The sequence below is a fragment of the Nocardia cyriacigeorgica NBRC 100375 genome (genome assembly GCF_000308555.1).
GTDB lineage: Bacteria > Actinomycetota > Actinomycetes > Mycobacteriales > Mycobacteriaceae > Nocardia > Nocardia cyriacigeorgica.
The window spans coordinates 15,377-37,764 of the sequence record NZ_BAFY01000079.1; the positions used below are offsets into that span (position 1 = coordinate 15,377).

At 67.7% G+C, this 22,388-nt stretch carries 24 protein-coding genes and 1 tRNA gene; 13 read left to right on the top strand and 12 right to left on the bottom strand.

From position 1 onward, the window contains the following. The first annotated feature begins 99 nt into the window (after positions 1-99). Positions 100-1,230 (top strand): NDMA-dependent alcohol dehydrogenase, encoded by a 1,131-nt coding sequence (locus tag RJ05_RS07885; protein WP_036534902.1) that lies wholly within the window; start codon positions 100-102, stop codon positions 1,228-1,230. Between the two features lie 267 nt (positions 1,231-1,497). Here the strand turns inward: RJ05_RS07885 and RJ05_RS07890 are convergent, their stop codons facing one another. Then, entirely contained in the window at positions 1,498-1,761 is a 264-nt protein-coding gene (locus RJ05_RS07890) for a serine hydrolase (protein ID WP_036534904.1), read from the bottom strand. A gap of 43 nt (positions 1,762-1,804) precedes the next feature. On the opposite strand from RJ05_RS07890, the gene RJ05_RS07895 reads away from it, so the two are divergent. The 4 genes from RJ05_RS07895 (at position 1,805) to RJ05_RS07910 (ending at position 5,546) form a co-directional block, all read left to right on the top strand. Then, positions 1,805-2,638 carry a serine hydrolase domain-containing protein gene (locus RJ05_RS07895; protein ID WP_036534907.1) on the top strand — a complete coding sequence of 278 codons (834 nt, stop codon included), beginning with the start codon at positions 1,805-1,807 and terminating at the stop codon, positions 2,636-2,638. A gap of 95 nt (positions 2,639-2,733) precedes the next feature. Then, positions 2,734-3,267, top strand: coding sequence for a DUF3145 domain-containing protein (locus RJ05_RS07900; RefSeq protein WP_036534963.1), 534 nt, complete (start codon positions 2,734-2,736; stop codon positions 3,265-3,267). A 204-nt stretch (positions 3,268-3,471) separates the two neighbouring features. Further along, positions 3,472-4,731 carry a glycosyltransferase 87 family protein gene (locus RJ05_RS07905; protein ID WP_169332948.1) on the top strand — a complete coding sequence of 420 codons (1,260 nt, stop codon included), beginning with the start codon at positions 3,472-3,474 and terminating at the stop codon, positions 4,729-4,731. Positions 4,732-4,964: 233 nt separating this feature from the next. Beyond that, on the top strand, positions 4,965-5,546 hold the full coding sequence (locus RJ05_RS07910) for a hypothetical protein (RefSeq protein WP_138445633.1): 582 nt from the start codon (positions 4,965-4,967) through the stop codon (positions 5,544-5,546). A gap of 438 nt (positions 5,547-5,984) precedes the next feature. Here the strand turns inward: RJ05_RS07910 and RJ05_RS07915 are convergent, their stop codons facing one another. Then, positions 5,985-7,178: a helix-turn-helix domain-containing protein gene (locus tag RJ05_RS07915; protein ID WP_036534912.1), complete on the bottom strand. Its 1,194-nt coding sequence runs from the start codon at positions 7,176-7,178 to the stop codon at positions 5,985-5,987. A gap of 215 nt (positions 7,179-7,393) precedes the next feature. Here RJ05_RS07915 and RJ05_RS07920 point away from each other — a divergent pair, with 215 nt between their 5' ends. Further along, positions 7,394-7,657 (top strand): Rossmann-fold NAD(P)-binding domain-containing protein, encoded by a 264-nt coding sequence (locus RJ05_RS07920; protein ID WP_306306380.1) that lies wholly within the window; start codon positions 7,394-7,396, stop codon positions 7,655-7,657. 206 nt (positions 7,658-7,863) lie between these two features. On the opposite strand, the gene RJ05_RS31335 is transcribed toward RJ05_RS07920, so the two are convergent. The 6 genes from RJ05_RS31335 to RJ05_RS07950 form a co-directional block, all read right to left on the bottom strand. After that, a complete protein-coding gene (locus RJ05_RS31335) occupies positions 7,864-8,385 on the bottom strand; it encodes a M50 family metallopeptidase (RefSeq protein ID WP_051016343.1) in 522 nt (173 codons plus the stop codon). A gap of 124 nt (positions 8,386-8,509) precedes the next feature. Further along, positions 8,510-8,971 carry a hypothetical protein gene (locus tag RJ05_RS31340; RefSeq protein WP_036534915.1) on the bottom strand — a complete coding sequence of 154 codons (462 nt, stop codon included), beginning with the start codon at positions 8,969-8,971 and terminating at the stop codon, positions 8,510-8,512. Further along, positions 8,968-9,444: a hypothetical protein gene (locus tag RJ05_RS07935; RefSeq protein WP_051016344.1), complete on the bottom strand. Its 477-nt coding sequence runs from the start codon at positions 9,442-9,444 to the stop codon at positions 8,968-8,970. The genes RJ05_RS31340 and RJ05_RS07935 overlap by 4 nt, the downstream gene beginning before the upstream one ends. Before the next feature lie 50 nt (positions 9,445-9,494). Then, positions 9,495-9,695 carry a hypothetical protein gene (locus RJ05_RS07940; RefSeq protein WP_036534918.1) on the bottom strand — a complete coding sequence of 67 codons (201 nt, stop codon included), beginning with the start codon at positions 9,693-9,695 and terminating at the stop codon, positions 9,495-9,497. A 632-nt stretch (positions 9,696-10,327) separates the two neighbouring features. Beyond that, complete coding sequence (locus RJ05_RS29285) at positions 10,328-11,548, bottom strand: hypothetical protein (protein WP_138445634.1); 1,221 nt, start codon at positions 11,546-11,548, stop codon at positions 10,328-10,330. Between the two features lie 373 nt (positions 11,549-11,921). Further along, a complete protein-coding gene (locus RJ05_RS07950; RefSeq protein WP_036534921.1) occupies positions 11,922-12,131 on the bottom strand; it encodes a helix-turn-helix domain-containing protein in 210 nt (69 codons plus the stop codon). 167 nt (positions 12,132-12,298) lie between these two features. Here RJ05_RS07950 and RJ05_RS07955 point away from each other — a divergent pair, with 167 nt between their 5' ends. Continuing rightward, positions 12,299-12,775, top strand: a complete 477-nt coding sequence (locus RJ05_RS07955) for a hypothetical protein (protein ID WP_156090809.1) — start codon at positions 12,299-12,301, stop codon at positions 12,773-12,775. Between the two features lie 74 nt (positions 12,776-12,849). After that, a complete protein-coding gene (locus RJ05_RS07960) occupies positions 12,850-14,217 on the top strand; it encodes a tyrosine-type recombinase/integrase (RefSeq protein WP_036534928.1) in 1,368 nt (455 codons plus the stop codon). Positions 14,218-14,324: 107 nt separating this feature from the next. Here the strand turns inward: RJ05_RS07960 and RJ05_RS07965 are convergent. The 4 genes from RJ05_RS07965 to RJ05_RS07980 all read right to left on the bottom strand — a co-directional run bounded on the left by RJ05_RS07965 (position 14,325) and on the right by RJ05_RS07980 (position 16,069). Then, positions 14,325-14,396: transfer RNA gene (locus RJ05_RS07965), tRNA-Val, on the bottom strand. Positions 14,397-14,428: 32 nt separating this feature from the next. Next, on the bottom strand, positions 14,429-14,893 hold the full coding sequence (locus RJ05_RS07970) for a peroxiredoxin (RefSeq protein WP_036534930.1): 465 nt from the start codon (positions 14,891-14,893) through the stop codon (positions 14,429-14,431). A 78-nt stretch (positions 14,894-14,971) separates the two neighbouring features. Beyond that, entirely contained in the window at positions 14,972-15,394 is a 423-nt protein-coding gene (locus RJ05_RS07975; RefSeq protein ID WP_014349920.1) for a DUF3052 domain-containing protein, read from the bottom strand. 117 nt (positions 15,395-15,511) lie between these two features. Continuing rightward, positions 15,512-16,069 (bottom strand): Rv2240c family protein, encoded by a 558-nt coding sequence (locus RJ05_RS07980; RefSeq protein ID WP_036534939.1) that lies wholly within the window; start codon positions 16,067-16,069, stop codon positions 15,512-15,514. Positions 16,070-16,327: 258 nt separating this feature from the next. Here RJ05_RS07980 and aceE point away from each other — a divergent pair, with 258 nt between their 5' ends. The 5 genes from aceE to RJ05_RS08005 form a co-directional block, all read left to right on the top strand. Beyond that, positions 16,328-19,243, top strand: a complete 2,916-nt coding sequence (gene aceE, locus RJ05_RS07985; protein WP_036534941.1) for a pyruvate dehydrogenase (acetyl-transferring), homodimeric type — start codon at positions 16,328-16,330, stop codon at positions 19,241-19,243. A 44-nt stretch (positions 19,244-19,287) separates the two neighbouring features. Then, entirely contained in the window at positions 19,288-20,589 is a 1,302-nt protein-coding gene (locus RJ05_RS07990) for a PucR family transcriptional regulator (RefSeq protein WP_373365053.1), read from the top strand. 128 nt (positions 20,590-20,717) lie between these two features. After that, positions 20,718-21,632, top strand: coding sequence for an ACP S-malonyltransferase (locus tag RJ05_RS07995; RefSeq protein ID WP_036534944.1), 915 nt, complete (start codon positions 20,718-20,720; stop codon positions 21,630-21,632). Between the two features lie 126 nt (positions 21,633-21,758). Beyond that, a complete protein-coding gene (gene acpM / locus RJ05_RS08000; protein WP_014349925.1) occupies positions 21,759-22,061 on the top strand; it encodes a meromycolate extension acyl carrier protein AcpM in 303 nt (100 codons plus the stop codon). A gap of 10 nt (positions 22,062-22,071) precedes the next feature. After that, positions 22,072-22,388 (top strand): beta-ketoacyl synthase N-terminal-like domain-containing protein (locus RJ05_RS08005; protein ID WP_036534948.1); only part of this gene is annotated, 317 nt, incomplete at its 3' end.

Sequence of the window (22,388 nt, forward strand, 5' to 3'; positions counted from 1 at the left end):
ACCCGAAGTCGATGAATTTTCCCTCAGCCACTAGAACGCGTTCCAGTTTTCTCGTACTGTGGGTGCAGTCACATTGAAGCACGCGAGAGGTCGACAGGAATGAAGACGAAGGGCGCGATCCTGTGGGGGATCGATGAGCCGTGGTCGGTGGAAGAAATCGAGATCGGCGACCCGGTGGCCGGCGAGGTGCAGATCCGCATGGAGACCGCGGGCATGTGCCATTCGGACCATCACATCGTCACCGGCGCGACGCCGATGCCGAGCTTCCCCGTCATGGGCGGCCACGAAGGCGCGGGCGTGATCACCAAACTCGGCCCAGGCGTGCCGAGCGACCTCCAGGTCGGCGACCACGTCATCCTGTCGTTCATCCCGGCCTGCGGTCGCTGTCCGGCCTGCGTCGCGGGCAATATGGCGCTGTGCGACCTCGGTGCGGGCCTGCTGCTCGGCCAGGCCATCAGCGACGGCACCTACCGCATCCAGGCCAGGGGCGAGAACGTCATCCCGATGTGCCTGCTCGGCACCTTCTCCCCGTACATGACGGTGCACCACACCTCGGTCGTGAAGATCGACCCGTCGATTCCGTTCGAGGTCGCCTGCCTGGTCGGCTGCGGTGTGCCCACCGGCTTCGGCTCCTCCACCCACGTCGCCAACGTCATGCCCGGCGAAACCGTGGTCATCGCGGGCATCGGCGGCGTCGGCATGAGCGCGCTGCAGGGCGCGGTGCTCTCCGGCGCCTCCAAAGTCGTTGCCATCGACCCCAACCCGTGGAAGCGAGAGCAGGCGCAGAAGTTCGGTGCCACCCACACCTACGCCAGCATGGCCGAGGCCATCATGCCGCTGATGGACGCCACCGAAGGCCGGATGGCCGAGAAGGTCATCCTCACCATGGGTGAAATGCACGGCGACTACATCGAAGAGGGCCTGATCCTCACCGCCAAGGCCGGCACCCTGGTCGTCACCTCGATGGGCCGGATGGACGCCGGTGAGGTGAGGATGAACAGCTTCCTGCTGTCCATGCTGCAGAAGACGGTGAAGGGCTGCATCTTCGGCGGCGGCAACGCACGCCAGGACGCACCGCGCCTGCTCTCGCTGTACAAGAGCGGCCAGCTCAACCTCGACGACATGGTGACCCGCACCTACTCCCTCGAGGAGATCAACCAGGGTTACCAGGACATGCTGGACGGCAAGAACATCCGCGGCATCATCAAGTACACCGACGCCGATAGGTGATTGCGTCGCCTCCGGCGCCGCGGTTCGCGGCCCCTGGATGTTTCGCGTCTCCGCTCCCGTTGCTTGCCTTCGGCTTGCGCAACGGCAGCGGAGACGCGAGACGGGCCGCGAACTTTGGGGCTCGGTCTCGCTTCGCTCGAAAACGGAGGCCGACAAGCCGATGTCTCCGGTTGCGTCGCTCGGTGGCATTCACCGCGGTGAGTAGTCCGGCCGACGCCGTCACCTGTTCGGGGCACACGGCGTGGTGAGCGCGTGCGGCCTGCGAGATCACACGCAGCGCAGGATGTCCAGGCCTTTGGTGGCGGACAGGACGGCTATGCGTAACGCCGGCACGATGGTGTCGCGCTGCCATGGCACGATGCGCGCGCGATCACGGTGACCTGCCCACAGATCCACCACCGGACGATCCCCGTCGTAGATCGCGACAGCGGCGCCGATTTCGCCATGGCGGGTGAAATTGCGGCGGAAAGCATCGGCGACGGGGCCGAAACCGGCCGCCACATCGCCGTGGATCGTGGGGTGCTCACCCATGGTTACTCGATCGTATGCGCGGTCGTCTCGTAGGCTCGGCTGCGTGCGTGCACTCGAGCAGATCAGCGAATGGCCGGTCCGGCATGCGGCGGCCGGTGTGGTGTTCGGCGACGGTGAGACCGCCGTCGCGGGCGACACCGAGCGCGTGTTCCGGCTGGCCTCGGTCACCAAACCCCTTGCCGCCTACGCCGTGCTGATCGCGATCGAGGAAGGCGCGATCGAGCTCGATCAGCCTGCCGGTCCGCCGGGCTCGACCGTGCGGCACCTGCTCGCGCACACCTCGGGGCTGGCCTTCGACACCACCGAGGTGATGGCCGAGCCCGGTCAGCGGCGCATCTACTCCAGCTCCGGCTTCGAGGTGCTGGCCGATTTCGTCGCCGAACAGACCGGCATCGCCTTCGACGAATACCTGCGCGACGCCGTGTTCGCGCCGCTCGGGATGACGTCGTCGGTGCTGGACGGATCAGCAGGTCACGCCTGCCGGTCCAGCGCCGCCGACCTGCTGCGCTTCGCCGCGGAACTGCTGCGTCCGCAGCTGATCTCGGCCGAGACCCACGCCGCGGCGACGACCGTCCAGTTCCCTGGCCGCAATGGCGTTCTGCCCGGCTATGGTTCGCAGCGGCCCAACGACTGGGGACTCGGATTCGAAATCCGCGATGGGAAAACCCCGCATTGGACCGGTGCGGCGAACTCACCGCGAACCTATGGCCATTTCGGCCAATCCGGAACTTTTTTGTGGGTCGACCCGGAAGTCGGCTTGGCGTGTCTCGCCTTGAGCGACGAGAATTTCGGCGATTGGGCACGGGCGGCATGGCCGCCGTTGAGTGATGCGGTGATCGCGGAAGCGACACGCCGAAGCAACTCGTCCGCTAAGTAACAGGTGTAACACCGGACACTCGAGTACACTCGGGCAACGCCAGTTCGACAGGCCGTTGGGGAAGACGTTCCTCGTCGACGCTGGAGGTGTCTGTGGTGCGCGCATCGAGTCAGTTCGCGGATGCGACGGCGGGTGTGGTCTACATCCACTCGTCGCCTGCCGCGCTGTGCCCGCACATCGAGTGGGCCCTCGCCTCTGCTCTCGGAGCCCCCGCAAAACTCCGCTGGACCGCCCAGCCGGCCGCCGCCGGCCAACTGCGGGCAACCAGCGACTGGGTCGGCCCGGTCGGTACCGCCGCGCGCATCGCCCAAGCCCTCCGCTCCTGGCCCGTACTGAGATTCGAAGTCACCGAGGACCCCAGCGAGGGCGTGGACGGCGAGCGCTACAGCTTCGTGCCTGCCCTCGGCCTCTGGCACGGATCCACCAGCGCCAACGGCGACGTCACCATCGGCGAGATGCGGCTGCGGGTGATGCTGCAAACCGCCCGCGAACTCGACAAGTACTCCGGCTACGACCTGGCCGCCGAACTCGACCGCGCCCTCGGCACCGCCTGGGACGAAGACCTCGAGGTCTACCGCTGCGGCAGCGAGGGCGCGGAGATCACCTGGCTGCGTCGCGACGTGGGGTGAACCGGGTCGGCGCGACCGCGCTGAGCCGCTCCCGGCGCATTGCGCCGCACGCACCTCGTTCCCATCGATAGCCCGCGCTTGTGTATGGTTGCCGAGGTCGTCGAGCAGCGGGGAGGTGGTCGGAATCCGAGCACACCGGGAAGCCCGACCGGCCGGGAACGACGCCCAGCCGAGTCCGAGGCCACACAACACACACTCCTCCTTATGACACACAGTCCGCTCACGTTGACCACACGCTGGTCCCGGGTCGTGCCGTGGTGCGTTCCGGTGCTGCTCGCGATCGTCGTCGCCTTCTGGCTGTCGGACCACATCTCTCGTGGCTTCATCGATCTCGAGGTCTACCGGATCGGCATCGACACCCTGCGCGATGGCGGTGACCTGTACGGCGATCTGCCGGAAACCTCGTTCGGCATCGGCCTGCCATTCATCTATCCGCCCTTCGCGGCGCTCGCCTTGTCGCCGTTCGCGCTGCTGCCGTGGAGTGTGGCCGTCGTCAGCTACTTCACCGTCTCGGTGGCCGCGCTCGCGCTGACCCTGTTTCTGGTCGCCCGCAGGATGTGGCCGCAGCAGCGGGCCCTCGGCTGGTGGGCGGCTGCGACGGCGCTGCCATTGGCGTTGCTGCTCGAACCGACGGTGTCCACGCTGGACTTCGGCCAGGTGAACCTGATCCTGATGGGCCTGGTCGCCGCCGACTGCCTGCCCGAGAAGACCAAGTGGCCGCGCGGTGTGCTGGTGGGTATCGCCGCCGCGATCAAGCTGACGCCGGCCGCGTTCGTCCTGTACTTCCTGGTGCGTCGCGACTACAAGGCCGCGATCACCGCCGCCGCTACCGGCGCGACGGTCACCGCCCTCGCCTTCGCGGTGCTGCCGCGCGAATCGTTCGAATACTGGTTCGGCGGCGGCAACATGTCCGGGCTGTCCGGCTCGGTGTTCCACACCAATCAGTCCATCCAGGGCGTGCTCGCCCGCTTCGGGATCTCCGGTATCGCCTTCACCGCACTGTGGCTGGTGCTGGCCGCGCTGGCGCTGGTGCTGGTGTACGCGATCATGCGCAAGGTGGCCGATGTGCCGCCGCTGGCCCTGTTCGCCAACGCGCTGCTCGCCCTGCTGGTGTCGCCGATCTCGTGGTCGCACCACTGGGTGTGGGTGGCGCCCGGCCTGCTGGTGCTGATCGCTTATGCGGGCCGGTTGCCCCTGCGCGCGGCCATCGCCGGCTATCTGGTGGCGCTGGGTGCGGCATGGGTGTTCTATTACGCACCACATGAGCGGCTCCCGCAGGGCGAGGACCGGGAACTCGGCTGGTCGGCCGCCCAGCATCTGGTGGGGGATGCGTACGTGTGGGTGGCGGTGCTGCTGCTCGGCTGGATCGCCCTGGCTCGCCAGGCGCAACGTGCGGTAGCCGAATCGGAACCGGTCATCCGGCCCGACGAGGTGGTGGCCGAGCGGAGTCCGACGCTGCGATGAGCGAGCGTCGTTCGCCGACTGGATGGCTGCCGAGCCCGGTGTAACGACAATTCGGGTGAGGTGGTCCTGCGGGAACCGCGCACCTCGGCGTGGGCCCGAAACTCCTGGTCAGGCCCAACTACGCTCGTCGGCGTGGCAATCGAACCGACGTCGGACCGCGATTCGCAAGATCGAACTATCGTCGGCCGTGGTGGCGGCTGATCCTCTCGACGCGGCGCGGCTTCGTCGCGCTGATGGTCGATTACGACAACACCGTGCTCGCCTTGGCCAGCGATCACGGAAACCAGACCCGCTGCCTGTTCGCCCCGCACGAACCACGCAGCCTGCTGCGCGCCGCGTGCGCGCTCGACACCGTCGACTGTGACCTCGGCATCGCGACCTGGGGGCACAGCCAAGGCGGCGCCGTCGCCCACCTGGCCCCCAACCACGACCCGCGGGTGCGCGCGGTCTGGACCACCGGCTACGCCGGCGACATGCCATCGGTGCTCCCGGTGAACCGCTTGCGGGTGCCGGCCGGGGAGAACGAGAACAACGGCAAGCCCGAGATCCTGAACAGGGCAGTCGGTTTCACCCCGTGGGAATGCCCGGACGACGGCCGCAGCCACTGCCTGCGCGCCGACGGCAGCGGCTGGATCATCGTCCGCGAAGCCGACGTCGCGACCACCACCGCCGACCACTGCTGGTTCTACCGCCACACCTGCTGGTCCACCGAAACGTTCCTCGAACCGAGCTGGACCGATCGTGGGTCCACCAAGCCGTATGCGATCGAACCCAATGCCGAGTGGGTGGCAGAGGTTGTTCGGTCACCGCTGTGAGCGCGGCCGTGCCAAGGCATTCGAACTGCTCAGGTCAGTCGGCTCATGCCGCCGTCCTTGCCGCAAATGCTTCGCGGCGCAACGACTTCCGTGTTAGCGGGCGCAGCCCGCCGTAGGTCCGTCGACGATGACGCTGATCGCGCCGCACGGATGTGCAGCGCCCCCGGCCTATGGGAGGACCGAGGGCGCGATGGTGGGCGCAGAGGGGTTCGAACCCCCGACCGCTGGTGTGTAAAAGCGCGTCGAAACGTCCGGCTGGTATCGCCCCGTCCGTGCAGTCCAGGTCAGAGGCTGTTTCGTGTCCAGCCTGTGTTGTCCTGTCCACCCTGTGCGTGCCCGTCTTGGCAAGTTCTCGGCAGGATGGAAACACCGCCTGACCTGCCCGAGACCGGGAGCGGTGGCAGGCCGGAGGTAGACACAGCTCCCGGCCGGGGTCGGTCAGTAGGGCACGCCGACGAAATCGGCCAGCTCCCGCATATCGGGGGTGAGGGTGCGGCGCTTGTCGATCATCGTGGACATGATGTCGCGGGCGTAGCGCTGCTTCACCAGCCATTCGGGCAGGTCGCGGCGGATCTGCTGGAGTACCCGCACCGCGTCGGCAGGGTTGCCCGTCGCGGCGTGTGCAGCGGCCACGTCCAGCCGGTGCCGGTTCCATACCCACGGCAGCGGGTAGCTGACGTTCTCCAGCCGTTCGCCGAGCGCCAGGGTGATGTCCGGCCGGTCGGCCACCATGGCGTTCTCGGCCTCGAGCATGGCGACCGTCAGCGGGCCGAAGCTGTGCAGCAATCCGTCTTTGCTGTCGTGCTCGCCGTAGCGGATCCCGGTCGCGGCCATCTTGGCGAAGGTGAGCGCGTCCTCGGCTTCGCCGGGCCGGTTGTCGCGCACAGCGGTTGTGCTCACGCGCTGCAACATCAGGCCCCAACCGGCCAGCTCGTCGCGGGAGGCGCGGGAGATGCGGCGCGGCTCCAGATCGTCGGCCCAGCGCGCGGCGGTCTCGCGCGCCTTCGCAAGGTCGCCTTGCCGGATGTATCGCCAGCATTCGGCATCCATCAGCGGCACCGCCGCCCGCACGTCCGGCGCGTCATCGAGGGCGAGCCGGAGCGCGGTGTCGGCGGCATCGAACTGCCACGACAGGACCATGGTCCAGCCGACCATTTGCCGGATCCGGCTGCGCAGAGACCGCGCGGTGGTGTCGCCGCTGTCGGCAGCGCTCACCAAGTAGTCGGCATCGCGCAGCAGCGGCACCAGGATCGGGGCGAGCTGTGACAACTTGCCGTGCCGGAACACCGGTTTGGCTTCGGCGAACGTCGCGGCCACACCGGCGACGGTGGGCGGCTCCGGGGAATCGTCGGCCGCGTAGGACCCTTCGAGCGCGCGGCGCACTTCGGCCCACAGCTCGACATCGGAGGCGGCCGGAGCCTCCGCGTCCGGCGTGACGATCAGTGCGGAGGTTTCCACGCGTAGCGCGGTAGCGAGTCGGCGCGCGGTCTCTGTCCGCGTCCGTTCCTGGGTGCCTTGCTCCAGCGCGCGGATCAGCGCGACGGAGACGCCGGACCGTTCGGCCAGCTCGGTTTGAGTGAGGCCGCGACGTTTCCGGATGCTGCGCAGTCGGTTTCCGAGTTCATCGCCCATGTTCCAACGGTACGGGCACAACACCCAAGGGGACTAGTACTTGTCGAATCGGTGGGCCGAAAGTGCCATTGAGACAGCACAACACCCCCCATAGCGTCCATTCTCAGGCCCCGCCGCCGGGTCGAGCCCAGTTCCCGGCGGCGGGTGCACACCAGCGCCGGGAGACGACAGGGGAGACGATGAGGCCGACCGCGTTCGGGTGGATCGACCATGAAGTGAGCGCCGCGCCGGAGTGGGACGCCGCGCGCCTGACGCGGTTCGCGCGCCATCTCGGTTATCGGATCGTGTGGCCGGATGAACGGTCGGTGTTGCCGGTGGCCGATCAGGCGCGCAACGCCGGAGCCGATGCGGTGATCGTGCCCGCCCCAGACCATCTCGGCCCGCTCGAGTTGAACCGCGTCATGGACGTGGCCGACGTGGAAGTGATGCACCCCCGGTTGTCGTTCGCGCGCTGGCACAGCTGCGGGGCGGCGCGGTGATCGCGGCCGGGTGGGTGATCGTGGTCGGCGTCCCGCTGGCCGTGCTGGTGTGGGCGGTGTGGCCGCGCCGGTGATCGGCTTTGTAGCCCTGGCCGGGCCGGGCATTGTCGAGCGTGTCCGGGCCGGTCACAGCGTTTCGGGTGTCAGGTCCGGATCCGGCGATTTCCGCTCGGATCGGTGAATTTCTGACCGCCGCTAAGTGACTCTTACCGGCGGTCAGACCGTGCGGGCGGTGCCCAGAATCCCGACCGGATACCGGCCGCGACCGGGGAGTATTCGATGCCCCACAGCGGCAGCCCGAGCGCTTCGGTGACCTGCCGGTGCCGGAGCCGGCCGAATGCGTACAGGTCGGCGGCGAGGGTGCGGACGGCAGGCCAGACGGTCTCGAGGTCACGGCCGACCGCGTACGGATCGGTACCCGGTGCGGCGGCGACAATCGAGAAATCGGCGGGCTGTGTCGCCAGCTCGTCGCGCACGTCGCGCCAGTTCGGCACCGCTCCGGTACGCCAGCGGGTCGCCGCCCACGCACCCGCGACCGCGACCCGGGCATCGGCGTAGTCAGGCAGATCGACGTAGCTGCAATGGCCGCCGCCGTCCGCGTTCAATACCGCTTCGGTGATGCGGGCACCGGCGAGCACGGCCGCGACCGCATGGCCGGTCTCGTGGAACGCGGTGGCGGCGCGGTCACGCTCGGCGTCGGTGAGCCGGATCCGGGTCTGGGTCCTCATGTGTTCGTTCCTGTCGCTCGAGGTGGGAATACGCCGGACACCGGCCCCGGCAGGCCCACAGCCATCACCGGGGCCGGTGTCACGGTTGCGGGCGGGTTGGTTCGCCCGGCTTCTCAATCTGGTCTCAGGGCCGGAGGCGGTACGTATGCAGCACGGTGCCGCGCTCGGCCATGCGTTCGCGCTCGGCGGCGCGGATCTCGATGCCGTCGAGCCGCCGCGTCGCGGTGCGCAGCGCGGTACGGCAGCTCGCGATATGCCGCCCGGCCACGAACCGCCGCCGCTCGGCCTCATATGCCGGACGCCGGGCCGCGACGCGGCTGAGCGCCTCGCTCGCGGACGAAACGGCGGCGCACAGGGCTTCACCCCAGCTGCGGGCCGCGACGGCCGCAGCGTCGAGCACAGCCGGTCGCGGACGCGGTACCCCGGCCACGTCGGCGAGATCGCGCAACGGGTCGAGCAAGTCGGCGAGCAATTCGGCCGCGACCGCCGCCGCCGCGCCGGGATTCGGTGATGCCGCCGCCCGCGCGGCGAACGCGTCGAGTTCGGCGAGCAGATCGGCGGCCTGGTCGATTGTCGGTGTCGTCACGGCTGAATCTCCTTGTTGTCGTCCAGTACCCACGGCTCGCCACCACCGGGCAGCGGTGGCAGATCGCCCCCGAGTTCATCGAGCAGCCTCACGGCCTCGGTGGCGAACTCTTCGGCGCTGATGCCCGCGCGTACTTCGACCCGCGACGGCGCGGCCAGACCGTAGAGCCTCACGCGGGATTCGATGAGCTTGCGCGCACCTTCGACGGCCTGAAGGTCACCGGCCAACGCGGCGGGCCACACGGCCAGCAACAGCCGCTCCAGGCGCGCGCCTTCGGTGTCGCGGTACTCGTCGGCAAGCTCGAAATCGGTCCGGTCGAGCAACGCATTCGTCGCCTTGCGCGCGCCGCTCTCGTCGGCGTACTGCAACGCGGCGGCGACGGCGGCCCACGTCTGGCCGGACAGGCGCAGCTCCAGGGCCTGTTGTGCGCGGACGCGCTCGTCGGTGGTGGCGGTCGTATTCGGTGTCGGCATCGGTCATTCCCTCCGGTCTCGGAATTGGTAGGTCGGAACGGGCGGACAGATCAGGCGTCCCACGCAAGACCCACGAATGTCCGGCCATTCACCTTGACCGCATCGACCTGCCCCGACTCCACGAGCGCGATCAGGTGACGGCCGATGTCGGCGCGGCCGGGGAGACGCTGGCGCAGCTCGCTCCACGCGTGCACGTCGCCGTCGGCGAGCAAGGACAGGATTTCGGTTTCCGGGTCGGTGATGGTGGTCATGGGTCGGCCTCTCTCGTTCGGTGGTCGCCGCTGCCGGTGAGGCCGTAGACGTTCCGTCGATTCGGACGGCAGCGGGGACGGTGGGTCGGTCAGGGAGTGGTTCGGCGCAGCTCCTCCAGTGCTTGCCGTGCCGTCGAGTCGTCGGGCACCGCTGCGATGTCGCCGAGTCGTCGGCGGTTCACCGCTGCCATCCGCTCGGCGGGTGTGTGGCCGTCGATGCGGACGCGGCTCTGTTGAGGCGGTAGGGGAGCTGTGTCAGCCTCCGACGCCAGAGGTAGACACAGCTCCCTGTCGGTGTTCGTAGCTCCTGCACTCATGGCACTGCTCCTCTGTCGGTGTGACTCCTGCCGGTGTGGCGGTGTGACGGTTGGTGTGACGGTGTGACGGTTGAATTTCCGCAGGTCAGCGGCGGTGTGGCGGTGTGGCGCGGTGTGACGGGGGGTCACTCTTTCCGTCACACCAATCCCCTTGGGGGACAACGTAAATACCTGTGTAGTTAGTACTTGTCCTCATTCACGTCATATAAGGGGGGAACTCTGGGAGACACCCCCCGTCACACCGCGCCACACCGCCACACTTGCTCTGACCTGGGGTTATAGGCGTCACGCTGCGTCACACCAGACGTCACACCGTCACACTCCGAATTGCAGCCGGTACCGCATGATCGGGTCCCTTCCTTCCTTGTAGACGTACAGGTCCTCCTGCACTTCGCCGCGCTCGGTGAGCAGAGACAACGCCGGGGCGATGAAGCGGCGACGTTGAGCCGAGAACTTGCGGGTGATGTCGCCTTCGTTGGTCCACCGGTCTGTCTTCAGGAATCCAGCGATGCGCTGTGCCACTGCTTCCACGCTGGCGCTCTCCCGAGTCGAATCGGCTGCGCTCTGACGGTGGCCGTCCAGTTCGCCGCGCTGTGCAGCATCACGAGCGGCGGCCTCACTCGACCGGGCGGCGACCTCTGCCGTCACCGCATCCGAGATCGCGATAAGCGCACCGCCCCACTGCCACGTCTCCATGTCCACCCCCGTGCGGCCATGCAACACTGCCAAGGCGGCGGCGGCCTTCAGTTGCGCCAGCAACCGATGCCCTGCCAGCGGATCCCCCGAGCTGCCGAACGGATCCAGGTCCTTTTCATCGTTGACGGCCACAATCTCGCGCCGGATCTGCTCGGCCACGTCCAGATGCACCAGCGCGGGCGGTTCCGTGTCGTCGTCCAGCGGATCGGAGGTCACGCCGAAGTCCGGTACGGCAATCCGCAGCGGATCCGGTTCGCGGACAGCTTCACGTCGGCGGCCGTCGCGGACGGGCAGCCACAGGAACCGCTGTGTCAGGCCGTCACGGATTGACCGCTCGCTGAGCAGTGACGATCCATTGCCCGGCTGGACGCCTGCCGACAGGGCGAGCCGATAGCTGTGCGGCGGCAGGATCACCCGATGCTCCACGGTCGCGTTCGCGTGCCCGAGTTCCTGCCCCATCGCTGCCTTCAGCAACTCCGGAACCAGGGTCTGACCACGCCGCTCGCCGAGCGCGTCGAATGCGGCGATGTCGCGCACCACGAACAACGCCGAGCGACGGTGAAACACGGTCGCGGCCGTCCCTGTCACGGGATCTTTCTGCCCGGTCGCGAACGTCCGGCCGATCCCCTCGCCGGTGCCGACCGGGTGCGGTTCCCAGCGGACCGCCGCCCCGTTCGCGCGTGTCAGCACGACGGCCGCTTCAGCTGCCGCGTGCGCGATGTCCTTACCCGCTCCGGACACACCCGCCACGACGAGCAAGGTGTTGAGCGACACCGGGCCGCCGACGATGGGCGGCAGTGTCACCGGGTGTGGGACCGCGAGCGCGGCGCGCGCCAGCACGTTGCCGAGCGTTGCCAGCTCACCCGCACCCCGCGCGGCAGCGAACCGGCGAACGTGCCGCAGCACAGGTGACGCGTCGAACAGGGCGGCGGATTCGGTGAGCGCGGCAGACAGCCCGCCGGGCACGTACGTCGCCGGGGCCGATTCGGCCGGCTCCTGGATATCGGCAGGCCGATGCCCGTTCGTCGCCGCGTCGGCGAGACCGAACGCCGTCACGGGGTCACCGCCGGACGGGTAGTCTGATGGCGGTCTGTCTCGATCGGCTTGCGTGACCCCGGAACGCTCCCCGTTCCGGGGTCGCGGTCGTTCTGGCGCATGTGCGCTCCCCGTTCTGTGATTGCGAAAATGACTGCCGCGCAGGTATTTACGGCGGTCACTCCTCGCCTTCGAGCATCCGCAGCAGGTCGGCACTCTTCACGCGCATACGGCGCGGTCCGAGTTCGATCACCGGCAACCTGCCGTCGCGCGCCAGTACGTAGGCATGGCTCTTGCAAATACCCAGAAGCTCGGCGGCGCGAGGGATGGAAACCGTTGCGGTGGTGCGGAGTTCGGCGAGCGGGTCGAGGGAAGTTGATGTGCTCATAGGTCCATCCTGACCAACTGAATGATAATTCTCCAGATACTCCGCTATCATTAGTCAGCATGGAGACCGATAGCTCATCCGCACCGATCAAGGGCGACGTAGACGCTGCACGTATTCGGAGGGTGTCCGGCACCCCGCACACCGACGACGGCCTGATCGAGATTCCGTTGGTCGGGCACCGGTTCCGCTATCAGGTTCGAGTCGATCTGAGCGGCGCAGCGCCGCGCCTGACAGAGCTGCGCATCATCGCCGACGACACCGGCGGCATCGACCCGTCAACGATGAAGAACGTCCCGGTGCGCCGCATCACCGCAGCGGCAGCGCGGTTCATCACACACGCAGACGGCGCGTTCATCGGCGTGGACGAGCTACACGAGCCGAATCGGCTCACGCGGCCGGAGCGCTCCGCATCGCGCCACCTGGATGACCGCCATTACCGTCGGGTCGCCGCCGCACTCATGAAGGCACGGCGTGAGGGTGCGCTATCTCCCCGGCACGCGGTGGCCGAACAGATGGGTGACCGTCGCCGGGGCGTGCCGATCCCGCTCGCAACCCTTGACCGATGGATTGCGGAGGCCAAGCGGCGCGGCTACCTCCGACGCGATTGGCGTACCACTACGGAGCTGGAAGACACCCCCGAATGACCGGCCGACACAGCGCGCGGGCACCGCCGCGTCATCCACTGCCGACCGATTCACTTTCCCGAGGAGAACAACCGATGACAGACAACAGCAAGCCCAAGCGCACCAGGCGCGCCGAGCCGATCAACAAGCACACCGCCAAAAACGGCAAGGTCAGCTACTGGTTTCAGATCGACGTGGGCACGCGGCCGGACGGCAAGCGCGACCGGCAGCAATTCACCTACAGCACCGTGACCGAAGCGCGGCGCGAATACCGGCGCATCTGCGCGGAGGTCGCCGCCGGAACGTTCGTCGGCCGTACCCGGGTGACCGTGGGCCAGTACCTCACGTCATGGCTGGACGGTCGCCGCGACATCCGGCCAGACACTCTCGCGGGCTACCGAGCCGCGCTGAAACCGGTTGCCGACCGGCTCGGCAGCCTGCCGCTCCAGCAACTCACCAAGGAACACATCGACGCGGTGGTGAGCTGGCGACTCACCGAAGGTCGCGGCGGGAAACCACCGGCCAACGACCTGCGCGCGTCCGTGCTGGCGTTCGTCGCCGAGCACCCCGAAGGTGTGCGGTACGCCGCGATCACCGAGCGGTTCGGAGACAAGGCGGGCAAGTACCTCGACCGGTTGCGCGCGGCAGGCCAGATCGTCCGGCCCGCACGTGGCCTTTACGCACTCGCTCCGGACACTCCGGCACCGCGCGCGGCGCAAGGGGTGAAGGCGCGCACCGTGGTCACGATGCTGACCCAGCTCACCGCCGCGCTGGACGACGCGATGGAACAGGGACTCATCCCGCGCAACGTCGCCCGGATGGTGAAGCGCCCCGACGTGGAGGACACCGAGATGCAGGTGTGGACACGCGAACAGGCGGCGACGTTCCGCGAACACGTCCGCGACCAGCGGCTCTATCCGCTGTTCCTGTTGTCGCTGTGCGGGCTGCGCCGTTCGGAAATCATGGGGCTGCGCTGGTCTCGCATCGACGGCGCGACCGTGCACGTGCGCCGGGGACGTGTGGCGGTGGGATCGGAAGTGGTGGAAGGTGACCCGAAGTCGCGGCGGTCGCGGCGCAGCCTGCCGCTGCCGCCTGATGTCGCCGCCGCCCTGCGGTCGTTCAAGGTCACCCAGAAAGCCGAAGCGCTGGCACTCGGCATCGCGTGGGACGACGAGCGGCTGGTCGCGGTGGACGAGGAGGGCGAGCCGATCCGGCCGGAGTGGTACAGCGACGAGTTCCAGCGTCAGGCGAAGGCGGCGGGGGTGCCGGTGATCCGGTTGCACGACGCGCGGCACACCGCCGCGACGATCCTGCTCGACTCCGGCGCATCGGTCGCGGCGGCGGCGAAGTGGCTCGGTCATGATCCGGCCGTACTGCTGCGGGTCTACGGGCACGTCTACGACGAGACGCTGGAGGCCACGGGCGCAGCGCTGTTCGGCGGCACGCAGGCGACCGGAACGTAGGCCGTCCTGCCCGTTGGCAGGTTCTTGGCAAGTTCGCGGCTCCGTACCGCAGGCGGGCTACTCCGCCGATTGATCAGAAATAGCCTCTGACTTGGAATTTCATCGAGTGGGCGCAGACGGGTTCGAACCGCCGACCGCTGGTGTGTAAAACCAGAGCTCTACCACTGAGCTATACGCCCGTGCTCGTCCCGTCGGGAAACGGGGGAGCGGGTTATGAATCTAGCGCGGCGAGCGCTTTCTCCCAAGCTGCCTGGTCACGGGGCTCGCCGGGGGCGTTCATTTCCGAGAAACGGATGTAGCCGTCCTTGTCGACGACGAAGGTACCGCGGTTGGGGTAGCCGGATTTCTCGTTGAAGACGCCGTAGGTCTGGGCGACGGCGCCGTGCGGCCAGAAATCGGACAGCAGCGGGAACGTATAGCCCTGTTCGGCGGCCCAGATCTTGTGCGTGGGCGGCGGGCCGACCGAGATCGCGACGATCTCGGCGTCGTCGTTCTGGAACTTGGGCAGCTCGTCGCGCACCTTGCACAGCTCGCCCTGGCAGATGCCGGTGAACGCCAGCGGGAAGAAGACCACGAGCACGTTCTTCTTGCCCCGGAAGTCCGACAGGCTGACTTCCTGGTTGTTCTGATCCTTCAGCGTGAAGTCCGGCGCGAGGGTGCCTACCTCGAGTGGCATCGCTGATCCTCCATCATGTCGGGCCCGGCCGGGCGGCGCGTACACATCGCCCGGCCGCAACCTTAGGTGAAACGCCGGTCAGCGCTGTTTGGAGGGGGCCTTCGGCTGGACAAGGCGGCTGCCCGCCCAATCGCCGAGGCTGATCGCCGAGGTCTGGGTCAGTCCCGCGGTGGGGGCTGCCTCGGCGATCTCGCTGGGATCGACATGTCCGGGCTGGCCGGTCTTGGGGGTGAGCACCCAGATGAAACCGTCGTCGGCGAGCGGTCCGATCGCCTCCATCAGCTCGTCGACCAGGTCGCCGTCACCGTCGCGCCACCACAGCAGCACGACGTCGATGACCTCGTCGGAATCCTCGTCCAGCAGTTCCGTTCCGATGGTTTCCTCGACGTCGGCCCGAAGGTCGTCGTTGGTGTCCTCGTCCCAGCCCAGCTCCTGGACGACCAAGCCGTGGGTGATGCCAAGCTTCTGAGCGAAATTCTGCGCGTCCGCCGCGGCGACCACGGTGGTGTCCTCCTCAATATGCCGACTACAGGTAGATGCAAGCGAACATGGTTATCGGCCGCAACGCAAGCCGATCCGATGAATTGGCCACCGGATGTCGCGGTAATCCGGGCTCGATCAGCGTGCCGCGCAGTCGTCGCGCACGGCATTGCGCGCGTCGTTGACCCGGCGGCTGGCGTCATTGAGTGGGCCCACCGGCGCGGTGTAGTGCATACCCCTGGTGGCCTGCGCCAACGCGCGCGCCGCATTGACGTATTCGGTGAGTTTGCCCTTCAGATCCTCGGGCAGATCGTCCTTGGCCGCGTTGACGCCGGCCTCGACCTTGTTGGCCGCGTCTTCCAGGGTGGTGGCGGCGGTGTCGCGCTTGGCGTCGTAATCGGGGGCGTTCGAGTCGTGCGCGTCGACGAACTCGTTGTATTTGCTGACCCCTACGCCGGTGATGACAGGGAACTGGCCGCAATTGTCGGCAATGGCCTTGGCCTGGGCCGCGGCCTTGCGTGAGGAGGTCGCCGCCGCCGAGGACGACGCCGCATAGGTTTTGTAGGCCGACAGGTCGGCGGCGTTGGGTGCGGCAGTGCCGTCCACGCTGTTCGAGCAGCCCGCGATGGTTGCTCCCGCGATCAGCGCTGCGGCCGCGCACACCAGCCCGACCCCGCGTGGGTCCAGCAGTTTCATCGTCCTCCCCGCTCTCATTTCTCGTCTGTGGTCGATATCCGGGCAGCCCCCGAACACCGGTCCACACCGGAAACTGCCGAGTAACCCGTCGAGGAGAAACCGTACTGGATTTGCTGCTGACATGATGACCTGGGACGCATCCTCAGCAAGGATGGAGGGTGCGCCCGGACTTTCGTAAACGGGTGGTCCGCCCACCAGAGTGGCCGCCCGGGGAAACAGACGCCATCAGCTTGTCCGCCCCATGTACGAGGAGCAGATTTGACCGACCTGATCCACTCTTCCGCTCCAGCGCAACCCGCTGTACCCGATTCCACGCCGCCCGGTGCCCGCGACGCGAACGGATCGTCCGCCGGCCGTCAGACCGGCGAACGGGTCCGGGTGATCCGCGAAGGCGTGGCGTCCTACCTGCCCGATATCGATCCCGAGGAGACCAGCGAGTGGCTGGAATCCTTCGACGACATGCTCGACCGGGAGGGCCCGGGGCGTGCGCGCTATCTGATGCTGCGTCTGCTCGAGCGTGCCGGTGAGCGCCGGGTCTCGATTCCCGCGCTGACCTCCACCGATTACGTCAACACCATCCCCACCGAGAACGAGCCGTGGTTCCCCGGCGACGAGGAGGTGGAGCGCCGCTACCGCGCCTGGATCCGCTGGAACGCCGCGATCATGGTGCATCGCGCGCAGCGCCCTGGCATCGGCGTGGGCGGCCACATCTCGACCTACGCGTCCTCGGCGGCGTTGTACGAGGTCGGTTTCAACCACTTCTTCCGCGGCAAGGACCATCCCGGCGGCGGCGATTCGATCTTCATCCAGGGCCATGCCTCGCCCGGTATCTATGCCCGCGCCTTCCTGGAGGGCCGGCTGTCGACCGATCAGATGGACGGGTTCCGCCAGGAATACAGCCACGGCGGTCCCGGCAAGGGCCTGCCGTCCTACCCGCATCCGCGCCTGCTCGACAACTTCTGGGAGTTCCCCACGGTGTCGATGGGCCTGGGTCCGATGAACGCCATCTATCAGGCGCGGTTCAACCACTACCTGCATGATCGCGGGATCAAGGACACCTCCGATCAGCACGTGTGGGCCTTCCTCGGCGACGGTGAGATGGACGAGCCGGAGTCGCGCGGGCTGATCCAGGTGGCGGCCAACGAGGGGCTGGACAACCTGACCTTCGTCATCAACTGCAACCTGCAGCGCCTGGACGGCCCGGTGCGCGGCAACGGCAAGATCATCCAGGAGCTGGAGTCGTTCTTCCGCGGTGCGGGCTGGAACGTCATCAAGGTGATCTGGGGCCGGGAGTGGGATGCGCTGCTGGGCGCCGACCGCGACGGCGCGCTGGTGAACTTGATGAACACCACCCCCGACGGCGACTACCAGACCTACAAGGCCAACGACGGCGCCTACGTGCGCGATCACTTCTTCGGCCGCGACCCGCGCACCAAGGCACTGGTGGCGGATCTGTCCGATCAGGAGATCTGGAACCTCAAGCGCGGCGGTCACGACTACCGCAAGGTCTATGCCGCCTACGCCGCGGCGATGGCGCACAAGGGTCAGCCGACGGTGATCCTGGCCAAGACCATCAAGGGCTACACCCTCGGCAAGCACTTCGAGGGCCGCAACGCCACCCATCAGATGAAGAAGCTGACGTTGCAGGACCTCAAGGACTTCCGCGACCTGCAGCGCATCCCGATCAGCGATGCCGAGCTGGAGAAGGATCCGTACCTGCCGCCGTACTACCACCCGGGTATGGAGGCGCGCGAGATCCAGTACATGCTCGACCGGCGCAAGGCGCTCGGTGGGTTCCTGCCGGAGCGGCGTACCTCGGCGCAGCCGCTGAAGCTGCCCGGTGATGAGGCCTACCGTTCGGTGCGCAAGGGTTCCGGCAAGCAGAACGTGGCCACCACGATGGCGTTGGTGCGGCTGATGAAGGAACTGTTGCGGGACAAGGAGATCGGCAAGCGGATCGTGCCGATCATCCCGGACGAGGCCCGCACCTTCGGCATGGACTCGTGGTTCCCGTCGCTGAAGATCTACAACCGCAACGGCCAGCTCTACACCTCGGTCGACGCGGAACTGATGCTCGCCTACAAGGAGAGCACGGTCGGCCAGATCCTGCACGAGGGCATCAACGAGGCCGGTTCGACCGCGTCGTTCACCGCGGCGGGCACCTCCTACGCCACCCACGGCGAGCCGATGATCCCGCTCTACATCTTCTATTCGATGTTCGGGTTCCAGCGCACCGGTGACGGCTTGTGGGCCGCGGCCGATCAGCTGGCGCGTGGATTCGTGCTCGGCGCCACCGCCGGTCGCACCACGCTCACCGGCGAGGGTCTGCAACACAACGACGGCCACTCGCTGCTGCTGGCTTCCACGAATCCCGCGGTGGTCACCTACGATCCGGCGTTCGCCTTCGAGATCGCTCATATCGTGCGCGACGGCTTGCGCCGGATGTACGGCGGCGGGAAGCCGGAAACGGGTCCGTACGCGATGCCGGGTACCGAGTCGCACCTGCGCGATGAGGCCGATGTGTTCGGCGGCGAGAACGTCTTCTACTACATCACCCTGTACAACGAGCCGTACCAGCAGCCGGCCGAGCCGGACAACCTGGATGTGGCGGGTCTGCTCAAGGGCATCTACCTGTACAAGCCGGGTGCCGAAGGCGATGTGCGCGCCCAGATCCTGGTTTCGGGTGTTACCGTGCCCGACGGTGTGCGCGCCCAGGAGCTGCTCGCCGAATGGGGTGTGGCGGCCGATGTGTGGTCGGTGACCTCGTGGGGTGAGCTGCGCAAGGAGGCGCTGGCCAAGGAGATCGCTGCGCTGCGGGCGCCTGGCAGCGAGCCGGCGGTGCCGTATGTCACCGAGGCGCTGTCGCGGGTCCAGGGTCCCTACATCGCCGCGACCGACTGGATGCGGGCGGTGCCCGATCAGGTGCGGCAGTGGGTGCCCGGTGAGTTCGTCACCCTCGGCACCGACGGTTTCGGCTTCTCCGACACCCGTCCGGCCGCGCGCCGGGTGTTCAATGTCGATGCCGAATCCATCGCCGTGGCGGCGCTGGAGGCGCTGGTGCGGGCGGGCAAGGTCGAACAGTCCGTGCTCACCCAGGCCGCCCAGCGCTACCGCATCGACGACGTGGACGCCGCGCCGAAGCCGGTGGCGGGCGCGGACGGGGAAACCGAATAGCGCACCATTAGAGGGTGGATCGAAAACCGCCGCGGCCGCGCCGGATCTCCGACGGCTCCTCCGAGCACGAGGTGTATCTGCCGACCGGCGCGCTCTCACCGAACCGGCAGACCCGCGACCCGCTCCCGGACACGCTGCTCAAACGCGTGAAGCAGTTCTCGGGGCGACTGTCCACCGAGGCCGTCGGGTCGATGCAGGACAGGTTGCCGTTCTTCGCCGATCTGGACGCCGCGCAACGCGCCGGCGTCCAGATGCTGGTGCAGACCGCGGTGGTGAACTTCCTGGAGTGGTTGCAGGATCCCGACAGCGATATCCGGTTCAGCCTGGACGCCTTCCAGGTGATTCCGCAGGATCTGGCGCGGCGGCTGACGCTGCGCCAGACCGTGGACATGGTCCGGGTGGCCATGGAGTTCTTCGAACAGTGGCTGCCCGCGCTGGCGCGCAACGACCGGCAGCTGGTGGCGCTCACCGAGGCGGTGCTGCGATACGGGCGTGAGCTCGGCTTCGCCGCCGCCTCGGTGTACGCCAGCGCGGCCGAGTCCCGTGGCGCCTGGGATACCCGGCTGGAGGCGCTGGTCGTCGACGCGGTGGTGCGCGGTGACACCGGCCCGGACATGCTGTCGCGGGCCGCCACACTCAACTGGGACGCCACCGCGCCCGCCACCGTGCTCGTGGGGACCCCGCCGCGGGATCAGGGCGTCTCGGTGGTCGGTGGGGTGCACACCATCGCCGCCAGGCATGGCCGGGCGGCGCTGGCGGTGGTGCAGGGTTCGCGGCTGGTGATGGTGGTCAGCGGGCATCTCGACGACACCGCCCAGGTGTCGTCGTTCCTGTCGGATCTGTTGAACGAGGTGTTCTCCGACGGTCCGGTGGTGATCGGGCCGACCACGCGCACCCTGGGCGCCGCGCACGCCAGCGCGCTGGAGGCGCTGGCCGGAATGGAGGCGGTGATCGGCTGGCGGGGCGCCCCCCGACCGGTGCACGCCTCGGAATTGCTCCCCGAACGGGCGCTGCTGGGGGACCGAGCTGCGATCGACGCCTTGAACGAGTATCTTGTCCTACCGTTGGCCGCGGCCGGATCGGCGCTGGCGGACACTCTCGATGCCTATCTGGATTGTGGTGGCGCCGTCGAGACGTGTGCCCGTCAGCTGTACGTCCATCCAAATACCGTTCGCTACCGCCTCAAACGAATCGGTGAAATCACCGGGCGCGATCCGCTCAATCCGCGTGATGCGTACGTGCTCAGGATTGCCGCCACAGTAGGTCGTTTGACACGAACTCGTAACGAATCGTCAACACCAGCACCTGAGGCCACTTACGTCTCGACCGACGGAGATGGGTTGTAACGCCGGCAGCGGCTGCGTCGATCGGGACGAGCCACGTGGCGTTTTGTGGAGTTCACACAAAACGGGTCGGCAAGCTTCATTCGCGTCGACATCTCCCGAGAGCCGTCTCACAGTGTTCTCTTAGAGATGTGATCGCGTTGTTCGCCCCTGGACAGGGCTCCCAGACACCCGGCATGCTCGCGCCTTGGCTCGACCTCCCCGGCGCGCATGACCGTCTCGCGCTGTGGTCGAAGGCCTCCGGTCTGGACCTGGTTCGTCTCGGCACCACCGCGACGGCCGAAGAGATCACCGACACCGCGGTGACCCAGCCGCTGGTCGTCGCCGCCGCGCTACTCGCTTTCGCCGAAATCGACACCGATTCGCTGCCGGCCGATACCATCGTCGCCGGACACTCGGTCGGCGAACTCGCCGCCGCCGCCGTCGCCGGAGTCATCTCCGCCGACGACGCGGTCACCCTGGCCGCCATCCGCGGTGCGGAAATGGCCAAGGCGTGCGCGCTCGAACCGACCGGAATGTCCGCCGTGCTCGGTGGCGACGAAGCCGCCGTGCTCGAACGGCTCGCGGAACTCGACCTCGTCCCGGCCAACCGCAACGCGGTGGGCCAGATCGTAGCCGCGGGCGCTCTGGACGCTCTCGCCGAGCTCGCCGCGAACCCGCCGGAAAAGGCCCGGGTCCGCGCGCTGCCCGTCGCGGGCGCGTTCCACACCGCGTACATGGCTCCGGCCCAGGACGCGGTCACCGCAGCTGTGGCAAAGATCGCGCCGAACGAGCCGACCCGGACCCTGCTGTCGAACTTCGACGGCAAGCCGGTCGCCTCGGGCCAGGATGCGGTCGATAAGCTCGCCGCGCAGGTCACCCGGCCCGTCCGGTGGGACCTGTGCACCGAAACGGTCCGGCAGGCCAGCGTTTCGGCGGTGGTGGAATTGCCGCCGGCGGGCACTCTCGTCGGAATTGCGAAACGGGAACTGAAGGGCACGCCGAATCTCGCCCTGAAGACCCCCGCCGACCTCCCCACCTTGGCCGAGCTCACCAGCTCCGGCTAGCTTTCCACCCGCGGTCGTGCTTCGACGTTGAAGCCCGGTCGTGACCGAGTTGGCGTAACTTTCCGCCCGCTCGATCCGAAGAAAAACAGTGAAGCCCTACACAGTAACAAGAAGGGAGCCACCAAAGTGGCCGCTCTGACCCAGGAACAAATCGTCGAGGAACTCGGCAAGATCATCGAAGAGGTGACCGGTATCGAGCCCTCCGAGGTGACGATCGAGAAGTCCTTCGTCGATGACCTGGACATCGACTCGCTGTCCATGGTCGAGATCGCAGTGCAGACCGAGGACAAGTACGGCGTGAAGATCCCGGACGAGGATCTGGCCAGCCTGAAGACGGTCGGCGACGCCGTCTCCTACATCCAGAAGCTCGAGGCGGAGAACGCTGACGCCGCCGCGGAGCTCAAGGCCAAGTTCGACAACGCCGAGTAGGGCCGACACCGTGACCACTCCTTCCACCTTGAACGGGAACTTCCCCAACGTCGTCGTTACGAGCCTGGCGGCGACCACGTCGATCGCGGGCGACGTCGATGCGACGTGGAAGGGACTCCTCAACGGCGAGAGCGGCATCGACGTTCTCGAGGATTCCTTCGTCGAGGAATACGACCTTCCGGTCCGCATCGGCGGTCACCTGAAGGTTTCGCCGGACACCCTGCTCAGCCGGGTCGAGATCCGGCGCATGGCCTACGTCGAGCGGCTCGCGACCGTGCTCGGTCGCGAGGTCTGGCGCAACGCGGGCAGCCCCGAGGTCGATCCCGA